Origin of the sequence: Okeania sp. SIO2F4 (genome assembly GCF_010672385.1) — a bacterium.
GTDB lineage: Bacteria > Cyanobacteriota > Cyanobacteriia > Cyanobacteriales > Microcoleaceae > Trichodesmium.
Genome location: NZ_JAAHGT010000022.1, coordinates 1 through 18,436 on the forward strand (window position 1 = coordinate 1; position 18,436 = coordinate 18,436).

10 protein-coding genes and 1 CRISPR repeat array are annotated in these 18,436 nt (G+C 37.6%); of the genes, 5 read left to right on the top strand and 5 right to left on the bottom strand.

Going from position 1 to position 18,436, the window contains the following annotated elements; translation table 11 throughout:
• Positions 1-170: 170 nt before the first annotated feature.
• Positions 171-4,450: direct repeats of the CRISPR family, unit length 36 nt; unit sequence GTTTCCATTAATTCCGCTTCAAACGAAGCACTAGAG.
• A 367-nt stretch (positions 4,451-4,817) separates the two neighbouring features.
• From cas2 to F6K22_RS02305, 5 genes are all read right to left on the bottom strand, one after another.
• The gene (cas2, locus tag F6K22_RS02285; RefSeq protein ID WP_293092813.1) at positions 4,818-5,090 is read right to left on the bottom strand and encodes a CRISPR-associated endonuclease Cas2; all 273 of its coding nucleotides are present in this window, start codon (positions 5,088-5,090) and stop codon (positions 4,818-4,820) included.
• A 182-nt stretch (positions 5,091-5,272) separates the two neighbouring features.
• Positions 5,273-5,641: a four helix bundle protein gene (locus F6K22_RS02290; RefSeq protein ID WP_293092815.1), complete on the bottom strand. Its 369-nt coding sequence runs from the start codon at positions 5,639-5,641 to the stop codon at positions 5,273-5,275.
• A 262-nt stretch (positions 5,642-5,903) separates the two neighbouring features.
• Positions 5,904-6,917: a CRISPR-associated endonuclease Cas1 gene (gene cas1 / locus F6K22_RS02295; protein ID WP_293092817.1), complete on the bottom strand. Its 1,014-nt coding sequence runs from the start codon at positions 6,915-6,917 to the stop codon at positions 5,904-5,906.
• A 38-nt stretch (positions 6,918-6,955) separates the two neighbouring features.
• Entirely contained in the window at positions 6,956-8,020 is a 1,065-nt protein-coding gene (locus F6K22_RS02300; RefSeq protein WP_293092819.1) for a reverse transcriptase domain-containing protein, read from the bottom strand.
• An 831-nt stretch (positions 8,021-8,851) separates the two neighbouring features.
• Entirely contained in the window at positions 8,852-10,321 is a 1,470-nt protein-coding gene (locus tag F6K22_RS02305; protein WP_293092821.1) for a TIGR03985 family CRISPR-associated protein, read from the bottom strand.
• 429 nt (positions 10,322-10,750) lie between these two features.
• Here F6K22_RS02305 and cas10 point away from each other — a divergent pair, with 429 nt between their 5' ends.
• The 5 genes from cas10 (at position 10,751) to cmr1 (ending at position 18,434) form a co-directional block, all read left to right on the top strand.
• Entirely contained in the window at positions 10,751-13,873 is a 3,123-nt protein-coding gene (gene cas10, locus F6K22_RS02310; protein WP_293092823.1) for a type III-B CRISPR-associated protein Cas10/Cmr2, read from the top strand.
• Positions 13,870-15,021, top strand: a complete 1,152-nt coding sequence (locus F6K22_RS02315; protein ID WP_293092825.1) for a type III-B CRISPR module-associated Cmr3 family protein — start codon at positions 13,870-13,872, stop codon at positions 15,019-15,021. The genes cas10 and F6K22_RS02315 overlap by 4 nt, the downstream gene beginning before the upstream one ends.
• A 2-nt stretch (positions 15,022-15,023) precedes the next feature.
• A complete protein-coding gene (gene cmr4 / locus F6K22_RS02320) occupies positions 15,024-15,938 on the top strand; it encodes a type III-B CRISPR module RAMP protein Cmr4 (protein ID WP_293092827.1) in 915 nt (304 codons plus the stop codon).
• Between the two features lie 86 nt (positions 15,939-16,024).
• A complete protein-coding gene (locus tag F6K22_RS02325; protein WP_293092829.1) occupies positions 16,025-16,612 on the top strand; it encodes a hypothetical protein in 588 nt (195 codons plus the stop codon).
• Positions 16,605-18,434 (top strand): type III-B CRISPR module RAMP protein Cmr1, encoded by a 1,830-nt coding sequence (gene cmr1 / locus F6K22_RS02330; protein ID WP_293092831.1) that lies wholly within the window; start codon positions 16,605-16,607, stop codon positions 18,432-18,434. The genes F6K22_RS02325 and cmr1 overlap by 8 nt, the downstream gene beginning before the upstream one ends.
• The last annotated feature ends 2 nt before the right edge of the window (positions 18,435-18,436 follow it).

An 18,436-nucleotide genomic window follows, 5' to 3' on the forward strand; every position in this document is an offset into this window, starting at 1 on the left:
CTGTTTGCAAATAATCTGAGCTTGTTTGCAAATAATCTGAGCTGAAAGGTGTTTTTATTTGCAGTTAATGTGAGCTGAAAATTGTCTTGTTTGCGAGCCGAGGCGTTTTTGTTTGCGAGCCGTTACAACTAGAGAAATGTTTCTAAAAACTGGTAGCACATTTTTTGAGGGTTTCCATTAATTCCGCTTCAAACGAAGCACTAGAGCTTGGTCGATGATGACATCAGCAGGAATGCTTGACTCAGTGTTTCCATTAATTCCGCTTCAAACGAAGCACTAGAGCTTTGCTAAAAAAATTAAACATAAGCAAAGGCTTGATGTTTCCATTAATTCCGCTTCAAACGAAGCACTAGAGTTTTATATTTGCGAAGAGCTCAAAGCTTTAAGCAAGTTTCCATTAATTCCGCTTCAAACGAAGCACTAGAGTCAGCTTCTAACGAAGAAGTTAAGGTTAAAATAATTCAAGTTTCCATTAATTCCGCTTCAAACGAAGCACTAGAGCAAAAAAGCCATAGATAATTATATTACATGGGCGAAAAACATGTTTCCATTAATTCCGCTTCAAACGAAGCACTAGAGTGTATTGTAGCTTCAATGTCTGCAATAATCTGTATGGTTTCCATTAATTCCGCTTCAAACGAAGCACTAGAGTATGCAAATACAATGATCCGAAAACTTTCTTTCATTTTAATGTTTCCATTAATTCCGCTTCAAACGAAGCACTAGAGGAAAACAGGGATAAACCCCCTTCCTCTTCTGACAAAGTTTCCATTAATTCCGCTTCAAACGAAGCACTAGAGCAAACGCGTGTATCTTCATGTATGAAGGATACACTGAGAGTTTCCATTAATTCCGCTTCAAACGAAGCACTAGAGAGACATTAACAAAAGCATATCAGCTTTACCATGAAGGTTTCCATTAATTCCGCTTCAAACGAAGCACTAGAGATGTACGTAATTCTATAAAGGTCTAAGCCTAATGGTTTCCATTAATTCCGCTTCAAACGAAGCACTAGAGAAATTTATGAAGTACAGACAGATGAAAGAAGGAGAGGGTTTCCATTAATTCCGCTTCAAACGAAGCACTAGAGCATCAAGGAATACGGAGTAGACTTTGATGGTGTTCATTTTGTTTCCATTAATTCCGCTTCAAACGAAGCACTAGAGTCTATCAGTCATACTGATGGAACCATAACAGAATCAGGTTTCCATTAATTCCGCTTCAAACGAAGCACTAGAGGATGTAGTAGTGAAGGAGGTTATAGAGCCTACTATAATCGTTTCCATTAATTCCGCTTCAAACGAAGCACTAGAGAGTTTAGTTAAAACTGAAAAACCAGCGGAGCAATCCTGCCGTTTCCATTAATTCCGCTTCAAACGAAGCACTAGAGTCGAAGAGTTCGACGGAAGTCGTTCTCGCTACTTCGAAGGTTTCCATTAATTCCGCTTCAAACGAAGCACTAGAGCAAACTTGCGGCGACAAATGTCGACGACGAGCAAAATGTTTCCATTAATTCCGCTTCAAACGAAGCACTAGAGTTTCACTTTCGAAGTTCCAAAACAACAATCTGAGCAATGTTTCCATTAATTCCGCTTCAAACGAAGCACTAGAGTCCGTTGGTTCCGCAGCAATTGCTGCTCCCTACACTTTTAGTTTCCATTAATTCCGCTTCAAACGAAGCACTAGAGTTACCGCCCTTGCGGGAGAGCCACTCAATAAAGTTCCAGAAGGCTGGTTTCCATTAATTCCGCTTCAAACGAAGCACTAGAGTTAATATTGTGTTTGAGATGAAGGGAACAGGCTTAAGTTTCCATTAATTCCGCTTCAAACGAAGCACTAGAGTTTTGTCATAGCTATTGCTATGACCACTGTTCTTATCCCAACGTTTCCATTAATTCCGCTTCAAACGAAGCACTAGAGTTAAGAAGTCGGGCCACTACTGCGACTTTCCTCCTGTTTCCATTAATTCCGCTTCAAACGAAGCACTAGAGTGTTTTGGCAGCTGCGCCCGCGCCAGCTGCTCAAGACAACGTTTCCATTAATTCCGCTTCAAACGAAGCACTAGAGAAAGATATGGAGCTTCGCAAAGCGGATTCACAAGGTTTCCATTAATTCCGCTTCAAACGAAGCACTAGAGCCCCCCGTACTCAACCTCCTCGGGAGGTGCAGCCCGTTTCCATTAATTCCGCTTCAAACGAAGCACTAGAGGTCACAGGCCAGACTGTCACTGAGACAGAGCGCCAGGTTTCCATTAATTCCGCTTCAAACGAAGCACTAGAGTGTCTAATCAAAATCAAAAAAACGAAACACTTGCTGAAGTTTCCATTAATTCCGCTTCAAACGAAGCACTAGAGCAAAAAAATCATGCGTAACTTAATTGCTTCCGTTATTTGTTTCCATTAATTCCGCTTCAAACGAAGCACTAGAGGGAGACTGCGCTTCGGCTTGTGCCGACGAGTGTGCCCCTGGTGGTTTCCATTAATTCCGCTTCAAACGAAGCACTAGAGCCATGATTTTCAGTATTTGCGAGATATTGGAGCTCAACGTTTCCATTAATTCCGCTTCAAACGAAGCACTAGAGCTTCTTCTGTTCCGATCGAAAATGTTGAGCAAAGCATATTTCGTTTCCATTAATTCCGCTTCAAACGAAGCACTAGAGTGGAGGAATGTCCTCCTCCTGAGGAGAAGGAGGAAAAAGTTTCCATTAATTCCGCTTCAAACGAAGCACTAGAGGTGCGCCCCTGGTGCACCAAACGGACCGTGCAAGCGTTGGTTTCCATTAATTCCGCTTCAAACGAAGCACTAGAGCGCCGCCGCTTGCTTCGAAGCAAGCGGCGGCGACTACTACGAAAAGTTTCCATTAATTCCGCTTCAAACGAAGCACTAGAGCTTCGAAGCAAGCGGCGGCGACTACTACGAAAACAACGGGTTTCCATTAATTCCGCTTCAAACGAAGCACTAGAGGTCTTATCTCTCTCCTTATCGTGCTTTCGCTCCTGTTTTCGTTTCCATTAATTCCGCTTCAAACGAAGCACTAGAGAAGAAGAGTGGGAACCGGAGAACAACGGTTCCGCTAGTTTCCATTAATTCCGCTTCAAACGAAGCACTAGAGCATTTCTATATGGATCGGCTTTTATACTCCTGATCTATGTGTTTCCATTAATTCCGCTTCAAACGAAGCACTAGAGATTCTCTCACTTTCAGCAACCGCTGCAGGTGCAGAAACGGTTTCCATTAATTCCGCTTCAAACGAAGCACTAGAGGTAGTGGTGGTGAGTGGGGCGTGCGAACTTCAACCCAGAATTGTTTCCATTAATTCCGCTTCAAACGAAGCACTAGAGTGCTGCTACTGCTACTGCCTTAGCAGTAGCTTCAAGTTTCCATTAATTCCGCTTCAAACGAAGCACTAGAGGCACACTCCCAAGATCATTTAAATGATCTTGCTCGGGAAAGTTTCCATTAATTCCGCTTCAAACGAAGCACTAGAGTTGAAATAGACAGTAAATATTTCAGCATTGACAACGGCGTTTCCATTAATTCCGCTTCAAACGAAGCACTAGAGCTGGTGAATTCGGATTTGCGTACGTTAAACGCACGTTTCCATTAATTCCGCTTCAAACGAAGCACTAGAGGTTTCCGTTGCTACTTTGATTTCTGTTGCTTCTGCGTTTCCATTAATTCCGCTTCAAACGAAGCACTAGAGTAGATAAGTTTTCAGTAGAGGAAGTGCCTCCGCTGATAAGCTTGTTTCCATTAATTCCGCTTCAAACGAAGCACTAGAGACTCTCCAAAGCCCCTGCTTTGGAGACTGCACAACGAGTTTCCATTAATTCCGCTTCAAACGAAGCACTAGAGGAAAACCAAAAAAATAAGAGCATATATGAAGTTAGTAAACTGTTTCCATTAATTCCGCTTCAAACGAAGCACTAGAGTAGTTTTAGCAGCTGCTCCTGCAGTCGCTGCTACTACGATGTTTCCATTAATTCCGCTTCAAACGAAGCACTAGAGATTATTTCGCAATCTCTGTGCAACAAGAAGTGCGAAGGTTTCCATTAATTCCGCTTCAAACGAAGCACTAGAGAAATTCATAGGCGGCGCAGACGCTGCCTATGAAAAAGTTTCCATTAATTCCGCTTCAAACGAAGCACTAGAGAGCGCTAATGCTGAAACTGTTGAAACTGTAGCACGAGGTTTCCATTAATTCCGCTTCAAACGAAGCACTAGAGCCGATCTCAGCTCGTCGTGTTGCTTCTAATCCTGTAGCAGTTTCCATTAATTCCGCTTCAAACGAAGCACTAGAGCATACGCAACTACAACATGCAGTTGCGTTATATCCCAAGTTTCCATTAATTCCGCTTCAAACGAAGCACTAGAGGCCTCGTTGAACATAGGTGTTGAAGTTGATAACTTTGATGTTTCCATTAATTCCGCTTCAAACGAAGCACTAGAGAGTTCAGTTTCAGAACCACGACAAATCAAGGCTTTCAGACCCCCCAATATACACGCCCCTTTGATAAAAAAATCAACAAGGCAATTTTTGCCAAAATGACAACCCTCAAACCCGCTCCTGGCAAGGCACATACACGGGTCAACGAGATAATCAGCATTTCAGCGATTCTCGGAGGCGTGTATGTGGGGTACCATGCAAAGATGAAAAACAACCTTTTAACCACTCCTTAAAGACTAGAAATGACTAAAAAAGTTTTGCTATTCATTTTTCGAGGTTCTTCATACTAATTCCGTTACTTTCTATCTTAACTTTAAGCATACAAATTGTCAACCCTAAGTTAATATTTTTTTTCGGCCATATTTTTGTTCTAAATCACATAAAAATTAGGTGGTGGCGCTGGTTTTTCACTGCCAATTGTCAAAGTCATTGACATTGCTTCAGCAAACATCCAGTAAAAGCGAACATTATCTTCCGTTGGCAAAACAAACTTTTTCACCTTCTGATGCAACTGTCGCATTTCCTCCAAACTAATAAAACATTCAAACACTGAAAACTGCACCCGGCGACCGTAACCCTCCAGAAAATTAGATAATTTCGTTCGCCTCTTATCATCAGGAATATCGTACACAACAATTACCATAGTTTTTTTAGGACTCAGGAGCCAGAATCCAGAATCCAGGAGCCAGGAGTTAAGTATGATGAGACTAATACTATAACTAAAGGTAATAAATTTTCCCAAGGAACTCTAATCTAATTCCTGAATTCTGTTTGCAGAGCATTCCGTAGGAAATTCTGAATTCTGAATTCTAACTCCTGAATGAATTATCTTTGTTGTTCTAACTTGTTTACATAAGAATCTAGTAGTTTACTTACCTCTTCTAAATTTCCCATTACTTTAGTGCAGTTGTTATTGTATCCAAGGTCTTCAATTAGGATTAAATAATAACGACACTCTTCCAATGAACTTTGTGATATGTTCAAAAATCTAATTTTATCAGGTACAGTTCTTCTCTTAAAACCTTCTGCTATATTTGCAGGTACAGATACAGCAGCACGTCTTAATTGAGATGTTAATCCATAGATTTCTTCTTTGGGAAAACTACGACTAATAGAATAGATTGACAAAACAAAATGATGGGCTTTTTGCCACACAATTAAGTCTTGAAATTTTCTAGCAGGTTGGGTTGGCATGAGTAATATTAAGTATTAAGTAGTTGGAAGCTAGGAGTTAGAATCCAGAATCCAGGAGCCAGAATCCAGGAGTCAGGAGCCAGGAGTTAAGTAAGTTGACGAGACTAATACAATAACTAAAGGCAATAAATTTTCTCAAACAATTCTGGCTCTGTTTACGGAGCATGACATTAGCGTAGCTCCTCTGTAGGAGGCACGGAAATTCTAGCTCCTTCCATTCTAAATTCTGGATTCTGAATTCTGAATTCTGACTTCTTCCATTCTAAATTCTCCAAAAAGGTTCATAAGCTTCCCCATGTAAAAGATAACGTTTATAACGCCGAATTTGTAATTGAATTGCACGTCGATAACAAACCTGAGACTGTATATCAGGATGAGAAATTGACTCATTCATTCTTTGTTCAAATTGTTCTAAAAATACCTTCCTTGCCCCTGACTTTAGATAAACACCACCAGTTGTAATAACCGATTCAAAATTCTTTGGTTTAACCGCCGAAGAATTAATAAACCATAGCACAAAACTATCAACAATAGGAGAACGAAATTCTTCCATCAAATCGAATGCTAAATATGGTTTTTTCTCTTCTCCATAATGGAAATTTCCAAAATACGGCGATAAACCCTCAGCAATAATCAAACTCAAAACATTATTAAAAAGTAGAGTATAGCCAAAACTCAACAAAGAATTAACTGGGTCTGTAGGCGGTTGACGATTCCGCAAAGAAAAGCTAAAAGCCGAATTACTAATTAACTTACCCAAAGCCGGAAAATATCGAGCAGCAGCAATACCTTCATAACCCCGTAAACTATCAATATTTTTCACACTATCAACAGCCAAAATATCCGTATTAATTCCAGCGATCGCCTTCGCCACATCTGGCACTTGACGCTTTCGATTTAATCGTAATAAAAGCTGTCGAGAATTCATCAACTTACCCCGAACAATAGCCTGACAAACAGGTAATTTAAAATCCACATTTCCATGTTTTTTCACCTGAACCAACTCATTATCTAAATGAGTAGATTCTACATTCCACACATGACCCTTATATTGACCAGAAGAAGCCAAAAACAAGACAATAATTTTTTTATCTAAACAAGTTTGAATAACCGGAGTAGTTAACTGGATATTACCAAAAATTAAAATCCTTTCAATCTCCCGAATTGGAATTTCCATCCGATTATTATCATTATTTTTATCAGGAATCCAAATCCCAAAACGTTGATTGTCCTTATAAATAGTAGTACCAGCCTCAAGTAAATAAAGAGTAGCCATTTCTTGACTCCAAATAACGCGATTAGTAAATTTTTTAGCTAGCTTTGTTGGTGAAAAAGCTCTTGGTAAAACCTCCAATTCCGTTGTTTCCGTTTCTTGTTCTTGGAGACTTTTTTTTTACCCCGTTCTTCCTTCTGCCCTCTGCCTTCTGCCTCCTGCCTTCTTCCTTCTTCCTTCTTTCTTCTTCCTTCCTCATTCGACTCAATAGGAAAAATAGCATTATCCAGAAAACCATGACCAAGAAAACGAAAACCTTCTTTAAAATTAGTCAATAAAGTTTTATCAGGATGCAAAGTCAACTCCAGAGAATCCAAAGTTTTTTCTACATGAGCAGAAGCTGCCAGAATTTCCTCTAAACTTTGAGCCAGCACAAGAAAATCATCAGCATAACGTACCAACTTCCAATCAGTATCAGAGAAACTTTTATCAAATTCATCCAAATAAATATTAGCCAAAAGAGGAGAAATCACAGCCCCTTGAGGAATACCTTTGTCAGATTTAACAATTTTTTCCTTAGTCAAAATACCAACAGAAATCCAAGATTTAATCAAACATAAAATTCCTGGATGTTCTACATATTTCCGAACAGCTTTTAACAAGATTTGATGATTAATATTATCAAAAAACTTAGTAATATCGGCATCCAAAACAAACCGATAATTCAAATTTCGCCACCGAATTACCTCATTAACAGCATCCAAATAAGAGAGATTAGGACGATAAGCAAAACTAACAGCAGAAAAAGATTTTTCCACCACAGGATTAAGCACATTTAAGAGAGCGTGTTGTACAATTCTATCCCTAATAGTAGGAACTCTTAACTCTCGAAAATTGCCATGATTTTTAGCAATTAAAATCTGTTTACAAGGAAGAGGTTCATATCTATTATTAGCCACATCATCCTTAAGTTGAGAAATATTAGCGCGTAAATTTTGCTTAAAGTCATCAATAGTTTCATTATCAACTCCAGCACTACCTTGTTTAGCAGCAACATTAGCAAAAGCTTGGAGAAAATTGTCTAAATTCAGGAATTTCTCAACTAAATTAGTTGAGTCTAATTCCGAGTCATTGTTTAAATTAGAAAAAATCTTTCGGAAAACCATCTTTTTTTCAGTTATCAGTTATCAAGAAAGGCAGAAGGCAGGAGGCAGAAGGCAGAAGGGAATATTGGTTCAAAGAGAGAAAGTTTTTTAGTCGCGTAAGCGCTATTTCCACCAGACATGATATTATTACCTTCCTTGCCTACTGCTCTCAACATAAGTGCTTTCTGCCTTCGATGACATTATGGCATTGGTATGGAAAAGGGGTTTTCCTGACGCAGATATGATATGATATAGCAGATTCCACCAGGGGTGAAGACAACATAAGCATCACTGCTTTTTAACCTAATTAAGGATAAAAATTATGAAAATTGACACTGAAGGAAAAATTACCGAATAATTATTAATGGTTAATAATTAATAATTAATAGTCAATTAATTATTCATTCAACAATTCACACCTTGAAGCCTCCCTTTGGATAGGGGATAAATCAAAAATTTTCCTTTTAGGCAATCCTATCCGTTTTAAGAAGGGGTAATTTGTTCATTGTTAATTTCTGAACATACCTCTAGAAATTCAAAACCAGGTGTTGTCTTCTAACTTCCTTTTACAAGTATAGGAAAAAGCCTCTTCCATTAACTTTTATAGTGAATAATATCAGAGCGCTCAACTCACTTAAAAGGAGCAAAGTTAATGACGATATATTTTCTGGTTACTATTTCTTTTTCAACTATCTTAGGAATCATAAATATATTATTCAAACCCAATAATATAAAGTTTAATTTCCTAGCTGAAAGTATCTATTTAGCTGAAAACGAAGATGCAGAAAATGGCTCTACTATTTCCCCAAATTAATACCGCTTCTTAAACAACCAAAACTTCTGCCTTCTGCCTTAATCACAATAAAATTTCCAACTTTGTTGAATGTCCTTCGCCATAGTTTCACGCAAATCCCAAGGTAAGAAAACTTCAACTTTGGCTCCCCAACTTCTCAAACGCATAATCGTATTATAATCCTGACGATAATTTACTCGACAGTAAATATCAGAGCTAGAACGAGATTTTAAACTTCCTAAAAGCTGCTGTTTTTGTTCCAATTTTATCTCCGAATTATTAATCAAACTTTGAGCTTGTTTGTAAGAAATTTGTTGAAATAACTTCTCTCGTTCCGTACCTTGAATATAAAGATTATGATAATAGCGGTCAAATCTAATTAGTAAAATTTCTTGAGGCCGAGCCAAATTAAATCCCCAAGTTTCACTTCTAATTTTTTCTAAAGTTTGAGGTGTTTTTGACTCACATATTTTCTGAGAAAAATTCGGCAAATTTACCAAACTCCATTCTAACTCTTCTATATTTTTAATCCTGTCAAGGCGATAACCATACCAATTTATTTTCATGGAACTACTATTCTTTGGAGTTTGACCATAAGCAAATAAATAAGGGGCACGTTGAGAATAGTAAATACAAACAGGATAGATAATATAATCTTCTCCCTCATCCTGATAATTTTGAAAATTACTGGCACTAACATAAGTAATTTTTATTGGTGGAATTGGTTCAGATTGCCAAATATTTTTCAGTTTTTGTATCCAAATATTGAGATTTTTATAAAACTGTTGATGCACAATATATTCAAGTTCTAAAAAGAAACGTTGTTCGTGATTAATTTTCTGACTAAATTCATTGAAAAAATCTGCTAAATCATTTTGAATCAGATTTTCAAATCCTTGATTCTCGACAACTTCCTCTGAGACAGACATTAGAATAGCGGGAAATGAATCAACTTTAATATATTGAGTTTTAAATTTGTTGTGAGTCGGCTCGCTCTTAACCTTTTCTGTCTGTAACCAACCCAGAGAAACTAATGTTTGAAAATCATATTGAAAGTTTCTGCGGGTTTTAGCTAATAAACCTTTTTTTTGTGGTTTTTCCGACTCTTTATTTACAGAAAGCGTACCACAATTCAATAAATTATGAAGTTGTTGTGTTGTAACTGGATAAAGCTGAAGAAACGACTTTTTCCATTCATTATCATTAGAACCTATGCTTGGTTCAAATAGCCAATCAGTCATTGTTTTGTGACAAGAACAATTAGAATCATGGTTATGAGGAATTATATCATTTTTATGATAATTAAACCCCGTAAAAAAACGACTGCACCAGTCATTATAGGTAAATTTATTTCCTAATTCAACTTTTACCGGATCTGCTTCCGAACCGTAGAGCGATCGCAAGATTACCCATAGACGTACTGCTTTAGGTAAGTTTTGTTTGAGAGAACCTTGTGCCAATATCTGTAAAAATTCAACATCAGGGGAAAATTCAAAAGTGTTAGATGCTCTGAAGTTATTTTGATTCATTTTTATAGTTTGTTTCACAGGAGTCAGGCTGAAAATTTTGTTACTTACTATAAAAGTTGTGGTGATGAATTTTCAATATATTTGATGCGAATGAGGAAAAAAGTGTAACTAAACCGCATAAATACAGAGTTATCCAAAAGAGATTTAATTTTTTTGCCCCACTAATAAATAATGGTCTTTTAATGGACATAATATTTATAAAAAACCCAATTTTTGTCATTCGCATAAAAAATCATAAAAACAGTGGCGAATAAAAAAAATTGATGTTAGTCTATAAATGTCAATAGAAAATCAAGCAAATATGAACTACATTACCTAAGAAAAAAAAATAATTATTAGCGTTGTTTTTGAAGATAGGAAACTACGAAAAAATTAAAGATTACGGAAATTGTCATCCATAGCAGAAAAACTATAACTTTCATAACTGCAATGAAAATTAATTATCACCGTAAAATTTATGCTTTACTGCAAAGCACAAAAGAATTGTCTGACCAAGAAATAGAAATAGAATGTTTAAAAGATAAATTACCGACCCTAAAAGAATGGTGGGAAACTCAAGGAAAACAACAATGTGAAGGACTAGCAAAAACATCAGATAGAGTAGCTCTGAAATCTAAACCTGATTCAGATTTACCTAATAACATAGAAGTATCTCATCTAATCAGTGGGCAAAAACAGAAATTCACCTTAATTGACGATAGACAGTTTCAACCACGTTCAGAAATAGGGGAAAATGCAGAAAAAACATTTTGGTGGCTTTGGCGTTTTTCTCCAGAAAAATTAAGAGAGCAGGAAAAAAATGCTTTACTAATGCCAGCAGATAGAGTTTTGCCAGATTGTCCGCGTCACAGTTATAAGAGTACAGTTTCAGCATTATCAGGAGCAATGTTCCCTAATGAAAATATTGAAACTCCCCCATGTCGCCCGCATTTATTATTATTTACTTTCTCTCCCGTACAGGAATTTATTAAGGCATCTCGGAAATTTCTCGACTTTTGGGCGGGGTCTTATTTGCTGCATTATTTAGGTGCAAAAATGTGTTGGTATATTGCCGAAGAATATGGTCCGGATGCAGTAATTACTCCTTCATTGTGGGGGCAAGAAATTATTGATGCTTTGATTTTAGACAAGTATCCAGATTTTCAACAAGAATTTGATAAGTATACGAAAGGCGATCCTGTAAGTAAGTTTAATAATCGTGAATCAGTTAGTTTAAGTACGGCAGGTTTTCCTAACTTAGTAACTGCTGTTTTACCAGGGAAAGAAGCAGCAAAAGCAATGGGAAAAAAGCTAGCAGAAAAACTGAAAAGTGATTGGGTAGATATTGGTATTAAGGTTAGGGAAGTTATCAAAAAAGAGGTAATGGATTTTGTCGCTCCTATTGCCACTAAAGAAGAAAAATGGAAAGAATTTTGGCAGGATAAGGAGAAAGATTTTACAGACTTGGAAAAGTATCAGAATGAGTTTAAAAAATGGCAACATGGAGGTAACTGGGAATGGAATAAACTGTGGGAAGCACAACTAGATAATACTTGGGAAAGTTATTGGACGGTTGTACCTTTGGGCGATCCTGAAAGAGATTTAGAAGAGATAAATAACGAAAGTGCAGAGGAATGGTTAAAAGCACAAACCCAACTATCCCAAGAACGTCAAGAGATACCGACAGAAGCAGAAAAACAATTCTATGAAAAATTCAATGTCGGTACATGGTGGGGCAGTTTCCAAGGACGTTTGGGTAAGTCTATTCAAGCTGTGAAAAATACTCGCACCTGGCAAATACCTGTTGCACCTGGAGAACGTTCAACACTTTCTGGGCAATATAGCGCGGTACATCCCAGTCTCCACTACGATAAGTTTCGAGAAGGTGCGGGAATGTCTGCTGGAAATATGCGTTTGTTTTGGCAAGTCATGGCAGAAGCATTCCCCGGTTTATTCAACGGTTCGGAAAAGTTGAATGCTCTGGAGTTAACAAAGCGGATGGCGTGGGTAGATGGAGGAGTTGCTAAGTCGTTGGGGATTAAAATTGACAGTTCTCTCTCCAGAGATGAACGATATCAAAAATATATTCGTTTTCCTAATCTCAGTTCCATTGCATCAGCAAGGTTTGCTCACGATAATCCGCAAAAAGTAGCTCAATATTGGGATTGTTTGAAAGAAAAACTAGATGTAGTACCTAATTTCTCTGGCAAACAAAAAGGTGCTTTTCACGCCAAAAGTCGTCACCCATTTCAAGTCAAAAAAACTGATAAAAAATTTAAGGAGGTGTTTGAAGACGATAAACCTTATAATGGGATGATGTTTTCTAGCAAGTGGTTAGCTGAAGATATGAACCTCAAAAAAGTATCTGAGCTAAGTAACAAAGACCAAATATCTAAGTTACGGGAGATTGTAGGGGAAGCTCACAAAGAATGTGGTTTTGGTGAGAGTAGTCCCTCAGACTGGTGGGCAATAGTTCTCGGTGATGGCGACAATATGGGGAGATATGTTAATGGTAGTAAGTTGAAACCATATAGAGATTATATCAGCTTAAAAGCTTGGGATAATTCTCAAAGACAAGAATTAGAAGCTTGGGATAATCTTCAAAGACAAAAAAAGTATATATTATTTATTTTTGCAGAATATCTCTTGGAGAAAGGATTACATCGACTTGCGCTGCGACTAATTATAGAAGTAATTCCAGAATTTCTCAAAACCCCTAAACGCATGGGGCCAGCAACTCATGTAGGTCTCAACCGCGCTCTGTTAGATTTTTCTAACCGTCTAGTACCCTATCTGACTGAGGAAAGATGTTGCGGACGGGTAGTTTATAGTGGAGGCGATGATGTAATGGCGGTTTTGCCCGTAGAAGACTTGCCAGAATATTTACGATCGCTCCATGCTGCTTGGCAAGGAGGAGAAGACTTGGAGTTTAAAAGTGAAGGAGGTTATTGGTTTCCCAAAGATGAAACAGTGAAAAATTCTAGTTTAGATAAGCGTCCCTATTTTACGATGGGAGAAGGGGCAACGATGAGTATGGGTATTGTTATTGCTCATAAAAGTGTTCCTTTGCCAACTGTGTTAGAGAGTTTATGGACAGCAGAAAAAGAGCGAGCTAAAAAAATTCCCGATAAAGATGGTTTATGTTTTCGAGTAATATACGGTTCTGGTAATACATTAGAAGCGTTGATGAAAGGAACGTTATTATCTCAATGGCATGATTTACTAGAAATAGAAAAGTACAATGAGGCATTTAGTCCTCTACTTTATAGGTTAGCTGAAGAGTTACCAAGGCGTTGTCTGGTGACAGAAAACCAAAAATTGTTTAGTGAAGCTGCCAAGGTTATTATTAACCGTCGGGAAGATAGTAAAAAGTTAGAGGTAGGCAGTGAGGAAAAACTTTTAGCATGGTTGGATGCTTGGGAATATTGGGCGTTTAAGGCTCCTCGCGATGACGGCAAACCAGCTTTAGGAACTCAACCAGAAGACTTGGGGAGGTTGCTGAAGTTTACCGGATATTGGATAGACAGGATGTGTGAACGTGAGAACTGGGTAAAGGAGAACAATAAAAAATGAAATGGTACAAACTCACACCTTTGGATGTGCTATTATTTAGGGAATCAAAACCCTTCACTCCTGGGGAAGCATCATGGGCAAAAGGGATTTTTCCTCCCCTACCATCAACAGTATTTCAAGCATTACGGACGGCACTGCCAACTTATAACCCCAAACAACCAAAACGGGATTTAGAATTTCTCGGTCCGTTTTTAATGGATAGTTCTCATACCTTGTGGTTGCCTACTCCCAAAGATTTGTTGGCAGTAGCAAATAAACGAGAAGAAGATAACGAACAGGATGAGAGTAAATTTAAAGATAGTGCTAAAACTTGGGATAATGTTACTCGTCTTGTTCCTAGTGACACCCTGGGAAATATATGGAAACATTTAGAAAATTCCCAGTCTATTTCAGCGATGGTGCCACCGGAGTTAGAAAACCAGTTTGTTTGCGGACGGCCTCAACCTTGGATAAAAGCCACTGCTTTGTGTAAATATCTACAGGGAGAAAATTCTCTAAAACCTAATGACTTTGAGGACGATCCTTGGGATGTGCAAATTTTACCACATATTGATATGCAGGTAGGAACTCGTCAAGTCAAGGCAGAAAGTGGATATTTTACAGAAGTTGCAACGCGCATGAAGTCTGGTTGGCATTTTGTGGCTAGTTTGAGTGCAGAGTTAGAAGAAACTGTAGTCCGTTTGGGTGGGGAAGGACATCGCACTCTGGTGACACCTATAAATACGCCTTCAGGTTGGAGAGGTTTAGAAAATTATGAACAGCAACAAAATGGTGAAAGTTCTTTTGCTTATCTACTAACACCGGGGTTAGCTGAAGCAAAAATAGGAGAACCTATTTATGGGGTTTATCCTCAAACTTGGCAGGAAAAATTGGCAGGTTGTGTGAGCGATCGCCCGTTAATGTGGGGAGGTGTTTCTAATATTCAGCGTAAGATAGCTGAAGAGGGAAAGAAAGCGACTGAGAAGGGAGAAGCAGAATTTTCTCTGTTACCTCAAAGGGCGTTTGTACCTCCGGCGACGGTTTATGTGTTTAAGGATGAGTTTCTTAATGAACAGCACGAACAGCAGTTAATACCAACTGTGGATAGTGATTGGGCGACGACTTTTCAGATGTTAAATTATGGTAAATTATTATGGGGGAAAAGATAACAATGAACCAGCGTCAAAATTATTTAACTTATGCTCATTTAATCACACCTTTACACACAGGAGGTAGCACTCAAGAAGGAAATTTAATGGGTATTGCTCGTGAAGTTCATACAGAATTTCCTTATCTACCTTCTGCTTCTTTGCGGGGTAAAATTCGTTCGGAATTAGAATATTTGAATCCCAAGGAAGCTGATACATTTTTCGGTCAGAAAATTAAAGATGGTAAACAACCAACGGAAGGAGAGGTTTGGTTTGCTGAAGCGACATTATTATTTTTTCCTATTGCTTCTTTAAACTATCATTTAATCTGGATTACTTGTCCTCTTTGGTTAGAAAGATGGAATCGCTGGATTAATAATAGTCAGTTAAATAATTTTCTAGTAAGTTGTCGGGAAAATTTGGGTAAAAAATCTGCAATAGTAACTTTTGATGCTCCAGAGATTTATTTGCAAACTGCTCTAATTAAACAATCTAATTTTGAAAAAATTGAGCTTTTAATACCTGAAGAATTTGAGCAATTATTGAATAGTAATGGTTTAGTTCAGCAAATACCAGGTCGATTAATTATTGTCAACAATGAAGATTGTATTGCTTTGGTAGAAACTGGTTTACAACGGGAAGTTAGGGTGGCATTGAAGGAAGAATCTAAAACTGTCAAAGGAGGTTCTTTTCGTTCTGAAGAGTCTATTCCACCAGAGGCAATAATGTTTTTTCCTTGGGGAATGAAGTCTATGTTAAAAGATAGAATTAAGGTTGATAAGGGTATAGAAGAGGAAAAAAGTGAAACAGAAGTAGAACCTCAAGATACGACAAATATCCGTCAAGAAATTGTAGAGATTCTCAATGATAGATTGCAATTTGGCGGTTTAGAAGGTTTGGGAAGGGGCTGGACAGATTTATTTACAATTAAATTGTAGAAATTTTGATGTTTTTTATATCCTCTTGCTTTCAAATAACAGAGGAAATGAGAGTAGTTAAATCAATTTAATTAACAGGAGTAATAATGAGTAAAAACAAGCAATACAATCAAAAAAAGCAGACTGGTCAAAATCCATCTGGTACTAATCTTAAAAAACAGACTCAACAACCACAAATAGTTTCAAAAATAAGTTATCCAGTAGCTCAAGTTCAGAAATTAGATTCACGAACTTTTAGCAAAGAAGCTTATGAAGCATTAAAGGAAATGATAAAACTACCTTCAGAAAATGAAAAAAATAAATATTACTTAGAAGAAGATTATCGAAAAAAAGCTAGTGCTTTAGTACAGGGTTTAACTGCTTATATTTCGACTTGGGGATTACATCGTCTGAGTGGAGATGCTAAGAAATTTCTGAAAAAAGACTTAGATAATAAAGATGGAGAAAATAATCCTAAAAAAGGAGAAGACACTCAGTATAAAGGAAAAGTATATCAGAAATTCTTAGAGAGTCTTCAATGTTTTAGTGAAATGAATTTTGATATTGATGATGAAGCTAGTTTAATCGATCTTCCCTTAAGAAAATATACAGCTTTAAATCGTTTAGCAATTCAGTTAGCAAAAGAATGGGCTTTTTGGGCCCATTCAGTATTAGGAGAAGCAGATAATGGATAACAATCAAGAATGGCAATATTTCCTCCAAAAATTGCAGAAAGATAATATAAATATGTATGAATTATTGAAGGAAACAGAGCTAGATATAGGGGAAAATTTAACAATTTATCATCCTACTGAAGAGGGGAAAGCAGATGTTGGAAAACAGCGGGGTAAAATTCAAGCTAAGTTAGTTAGAATGTATCCCCACTGGCAGCAGAAAAAGTTGATTGTTAAAGCTGGTAAACCAATAGCAATAAAAAACATAACAAACCCCTTGCAAAGTCTTGTTATTGACAAGAAAAAACTGCTAGACAGGGCCAAGGGCAAAGATAAAAGTTTACAGCCACTACTAGAAGAAGTGAAAAATGCCGATAAAACCTGTGAAGATATTTATTCCTTCTTAACTGAACGCACCAAAACCCTATCCAAAGAAGGGCGAACGTTAGAGGTAAAATTTTCTTGGCGACTGCGAGTTGGTGGAATGCGTGGTTTCCAAGAACTATTGTTACCCGTATTTCACCCAGTTTATGGTATACCTTACGTTCCTGCTGGTAGTCTCAAGGGAGCTACTAGAGCATGGGCAAGACAACATGGTGTGAGTAAGGGTGAGATTAATAGGTTGTTAGGAGAGTTGGAGCAAGGGGTGGGTTGCATACAAATTTTAGATGCTTTTCCCAAAGCTCCTTGCTTAAGTGTAGATATGGCAAACCCCCAATGGGTATGGGAAAAGAACAGAGTTAGGTATGATCCTAAACCCCATCCACTTCTCTCTATGCAGGAACCGGAGTTAGTTATTGGTTTAGTTCGGACTCATCGAGGGAAACGACAGCAGCAAGCTCAAGACTTGGAAACAGTGGAAACTTGGTTAAAAAATGCTTTAGCTGCCGGAATAGGTTCTCGTGTTAGTGCGGGATACGGACGCACTCAACCTCAAGCTACTTTACCTCATTCCTTATCCCATAGTTTTAAAGTGTGGACGCAAGGAATGTATGGAGCTAATACCAAAGAGGGAGAGTTTCGCCATACCGCAGTTAGAGGAGTATTACGGTATTGGTTTCGAGCGGTTGCTTTAGGTTTGTATAGTGTTGAAACTTGCCAGGAACTTGAGACTCAGCTTTTTGGTGCTTTGAGTAAAGAGGGAAGCGTGAGAATAGGAATTAATTTACAAGAGATTTCTACTAACAAAACACCTTATTTTTATGAAGGTTCTATCTTACTAGAATCTAAGTCTAAGAGTCATTTATTGTTAGTAGAAAATGTCTTAAAATTATTATCAAATATTGGGGGAGTAGGTAGGGGTTCAAGACGGCCTTTGCATTGGAATGATGGGAGAATGAGGGGTTGTCATTGGGAATTAGATAAGTGTAAACTTTCTTTCGATAAAAACCAATGGCAAAAGTTTCTTGAATCTGTAATAAATTCATTTATAGAGGTTTATCCGTGTGGCATTTCTACTAACATGAAGCTGAGTGATGGAGAAAATCGTTATCAGGATGTATTGAACTCTAAAGCTAAAATATTTTTAGTGCCTTCTGTGCAACAAAAACATCCTCAGCGTGTTAATAATTGGTCGGTAGAAGGATATAAAAAATCTGTATTAGGAGAAGCACTAGATTTACTTTACAGCAGTCCTAGTTTTAAAGGAAAAAACAGGAAAAAAGTTGGTAATCCTCTTGTGGGAGGAACATTAGGAACTCCTTCTTTTGTGATTATTAAATCTATTTTTCCTAGTTCTGGTCATCCCTATCAAGTAGTAACAATATTTGGGGCAAATCATCCTCAGCGAGATAATTTTGTTCGGGCTTTACCTGATAATTCTATTCAGGTTTGGCCTCTATAATT

What these genes read in the sequence shown, in the direction of transcription:
- F6K22_RS02300 (WP_293092819.1), bottom strand. Translation starts at nt 8,020, where the DNA reads ATGGTTTTCCGAAAGATTTTTTCTAATTTAAACAATGACTCGGAATTA.
- F6K22_RS02325 (WP_293092829.1), top strand. Translation starts at nt 16,025, where the DNA reads ATGAGTAAAAACAAGCAATACAATCAAAAAAAGCAGACTGGTCAAAAT.
- F6K22_RS02290 (WP_293092815.1), bottom strand. Translation starts at nt 5,641, where the DNA reads ATGCCAACCCAACCTGCTAGAAAATTTCAAGACTTAATTGTGTGGCAA.
- cmr1 (WP_293092831.1), top strand. Translation starts at nt 16,605, where the DNA reads ATGGATAACAATCAAGAATGGCAATATTTCCTCCAAAAATTGCAGAAA.
- cas2 (WP_293092813.1), bottom strand. Translation starts at nt 5,090, where the DNA reads ATGGTAATTGTTGTGTACGATATTCCTGATGATAAGAGGCGAACGAAA.
- F6K22_RS02315 (WP_293092825.1), top strand. Translation starts at nt 13,870, where the DNA reads ATGAAATGGTACAAACTCACACCTTTGGATGTGCTATTATTTAGGGAA.
- cas1 (WP_293092817.1), bottom strand. Translation starts at nt 6,917, where the DNA reads ATGGCTACTCTTTATTTACTTGAGGCTGGTACTACTATTTATAAGGAC.
- cmr4 (WP_293092827.1), top strand. Translation starts at nt 15,024, where the DNA reads ATGAACCAGCGTCAAAATTATTTAACTTATGCTCATTTAATCACACCT.
- F6K22_RS02305 (WP_293092821.1), bottom strand. Translation starts at nt 10,321, where the DNA reads ATGAATCAAAATAACTTCAGAGCATCTAACACTTTTGAATTTTCCCCT.
- cas10 (WP_293092823.1), top strand. Translation starts at nt 10,751, where the DNA reads ATGAAAATTAATTATCACCGTAAAATTTATGCTTTACTGCAAAGCACA.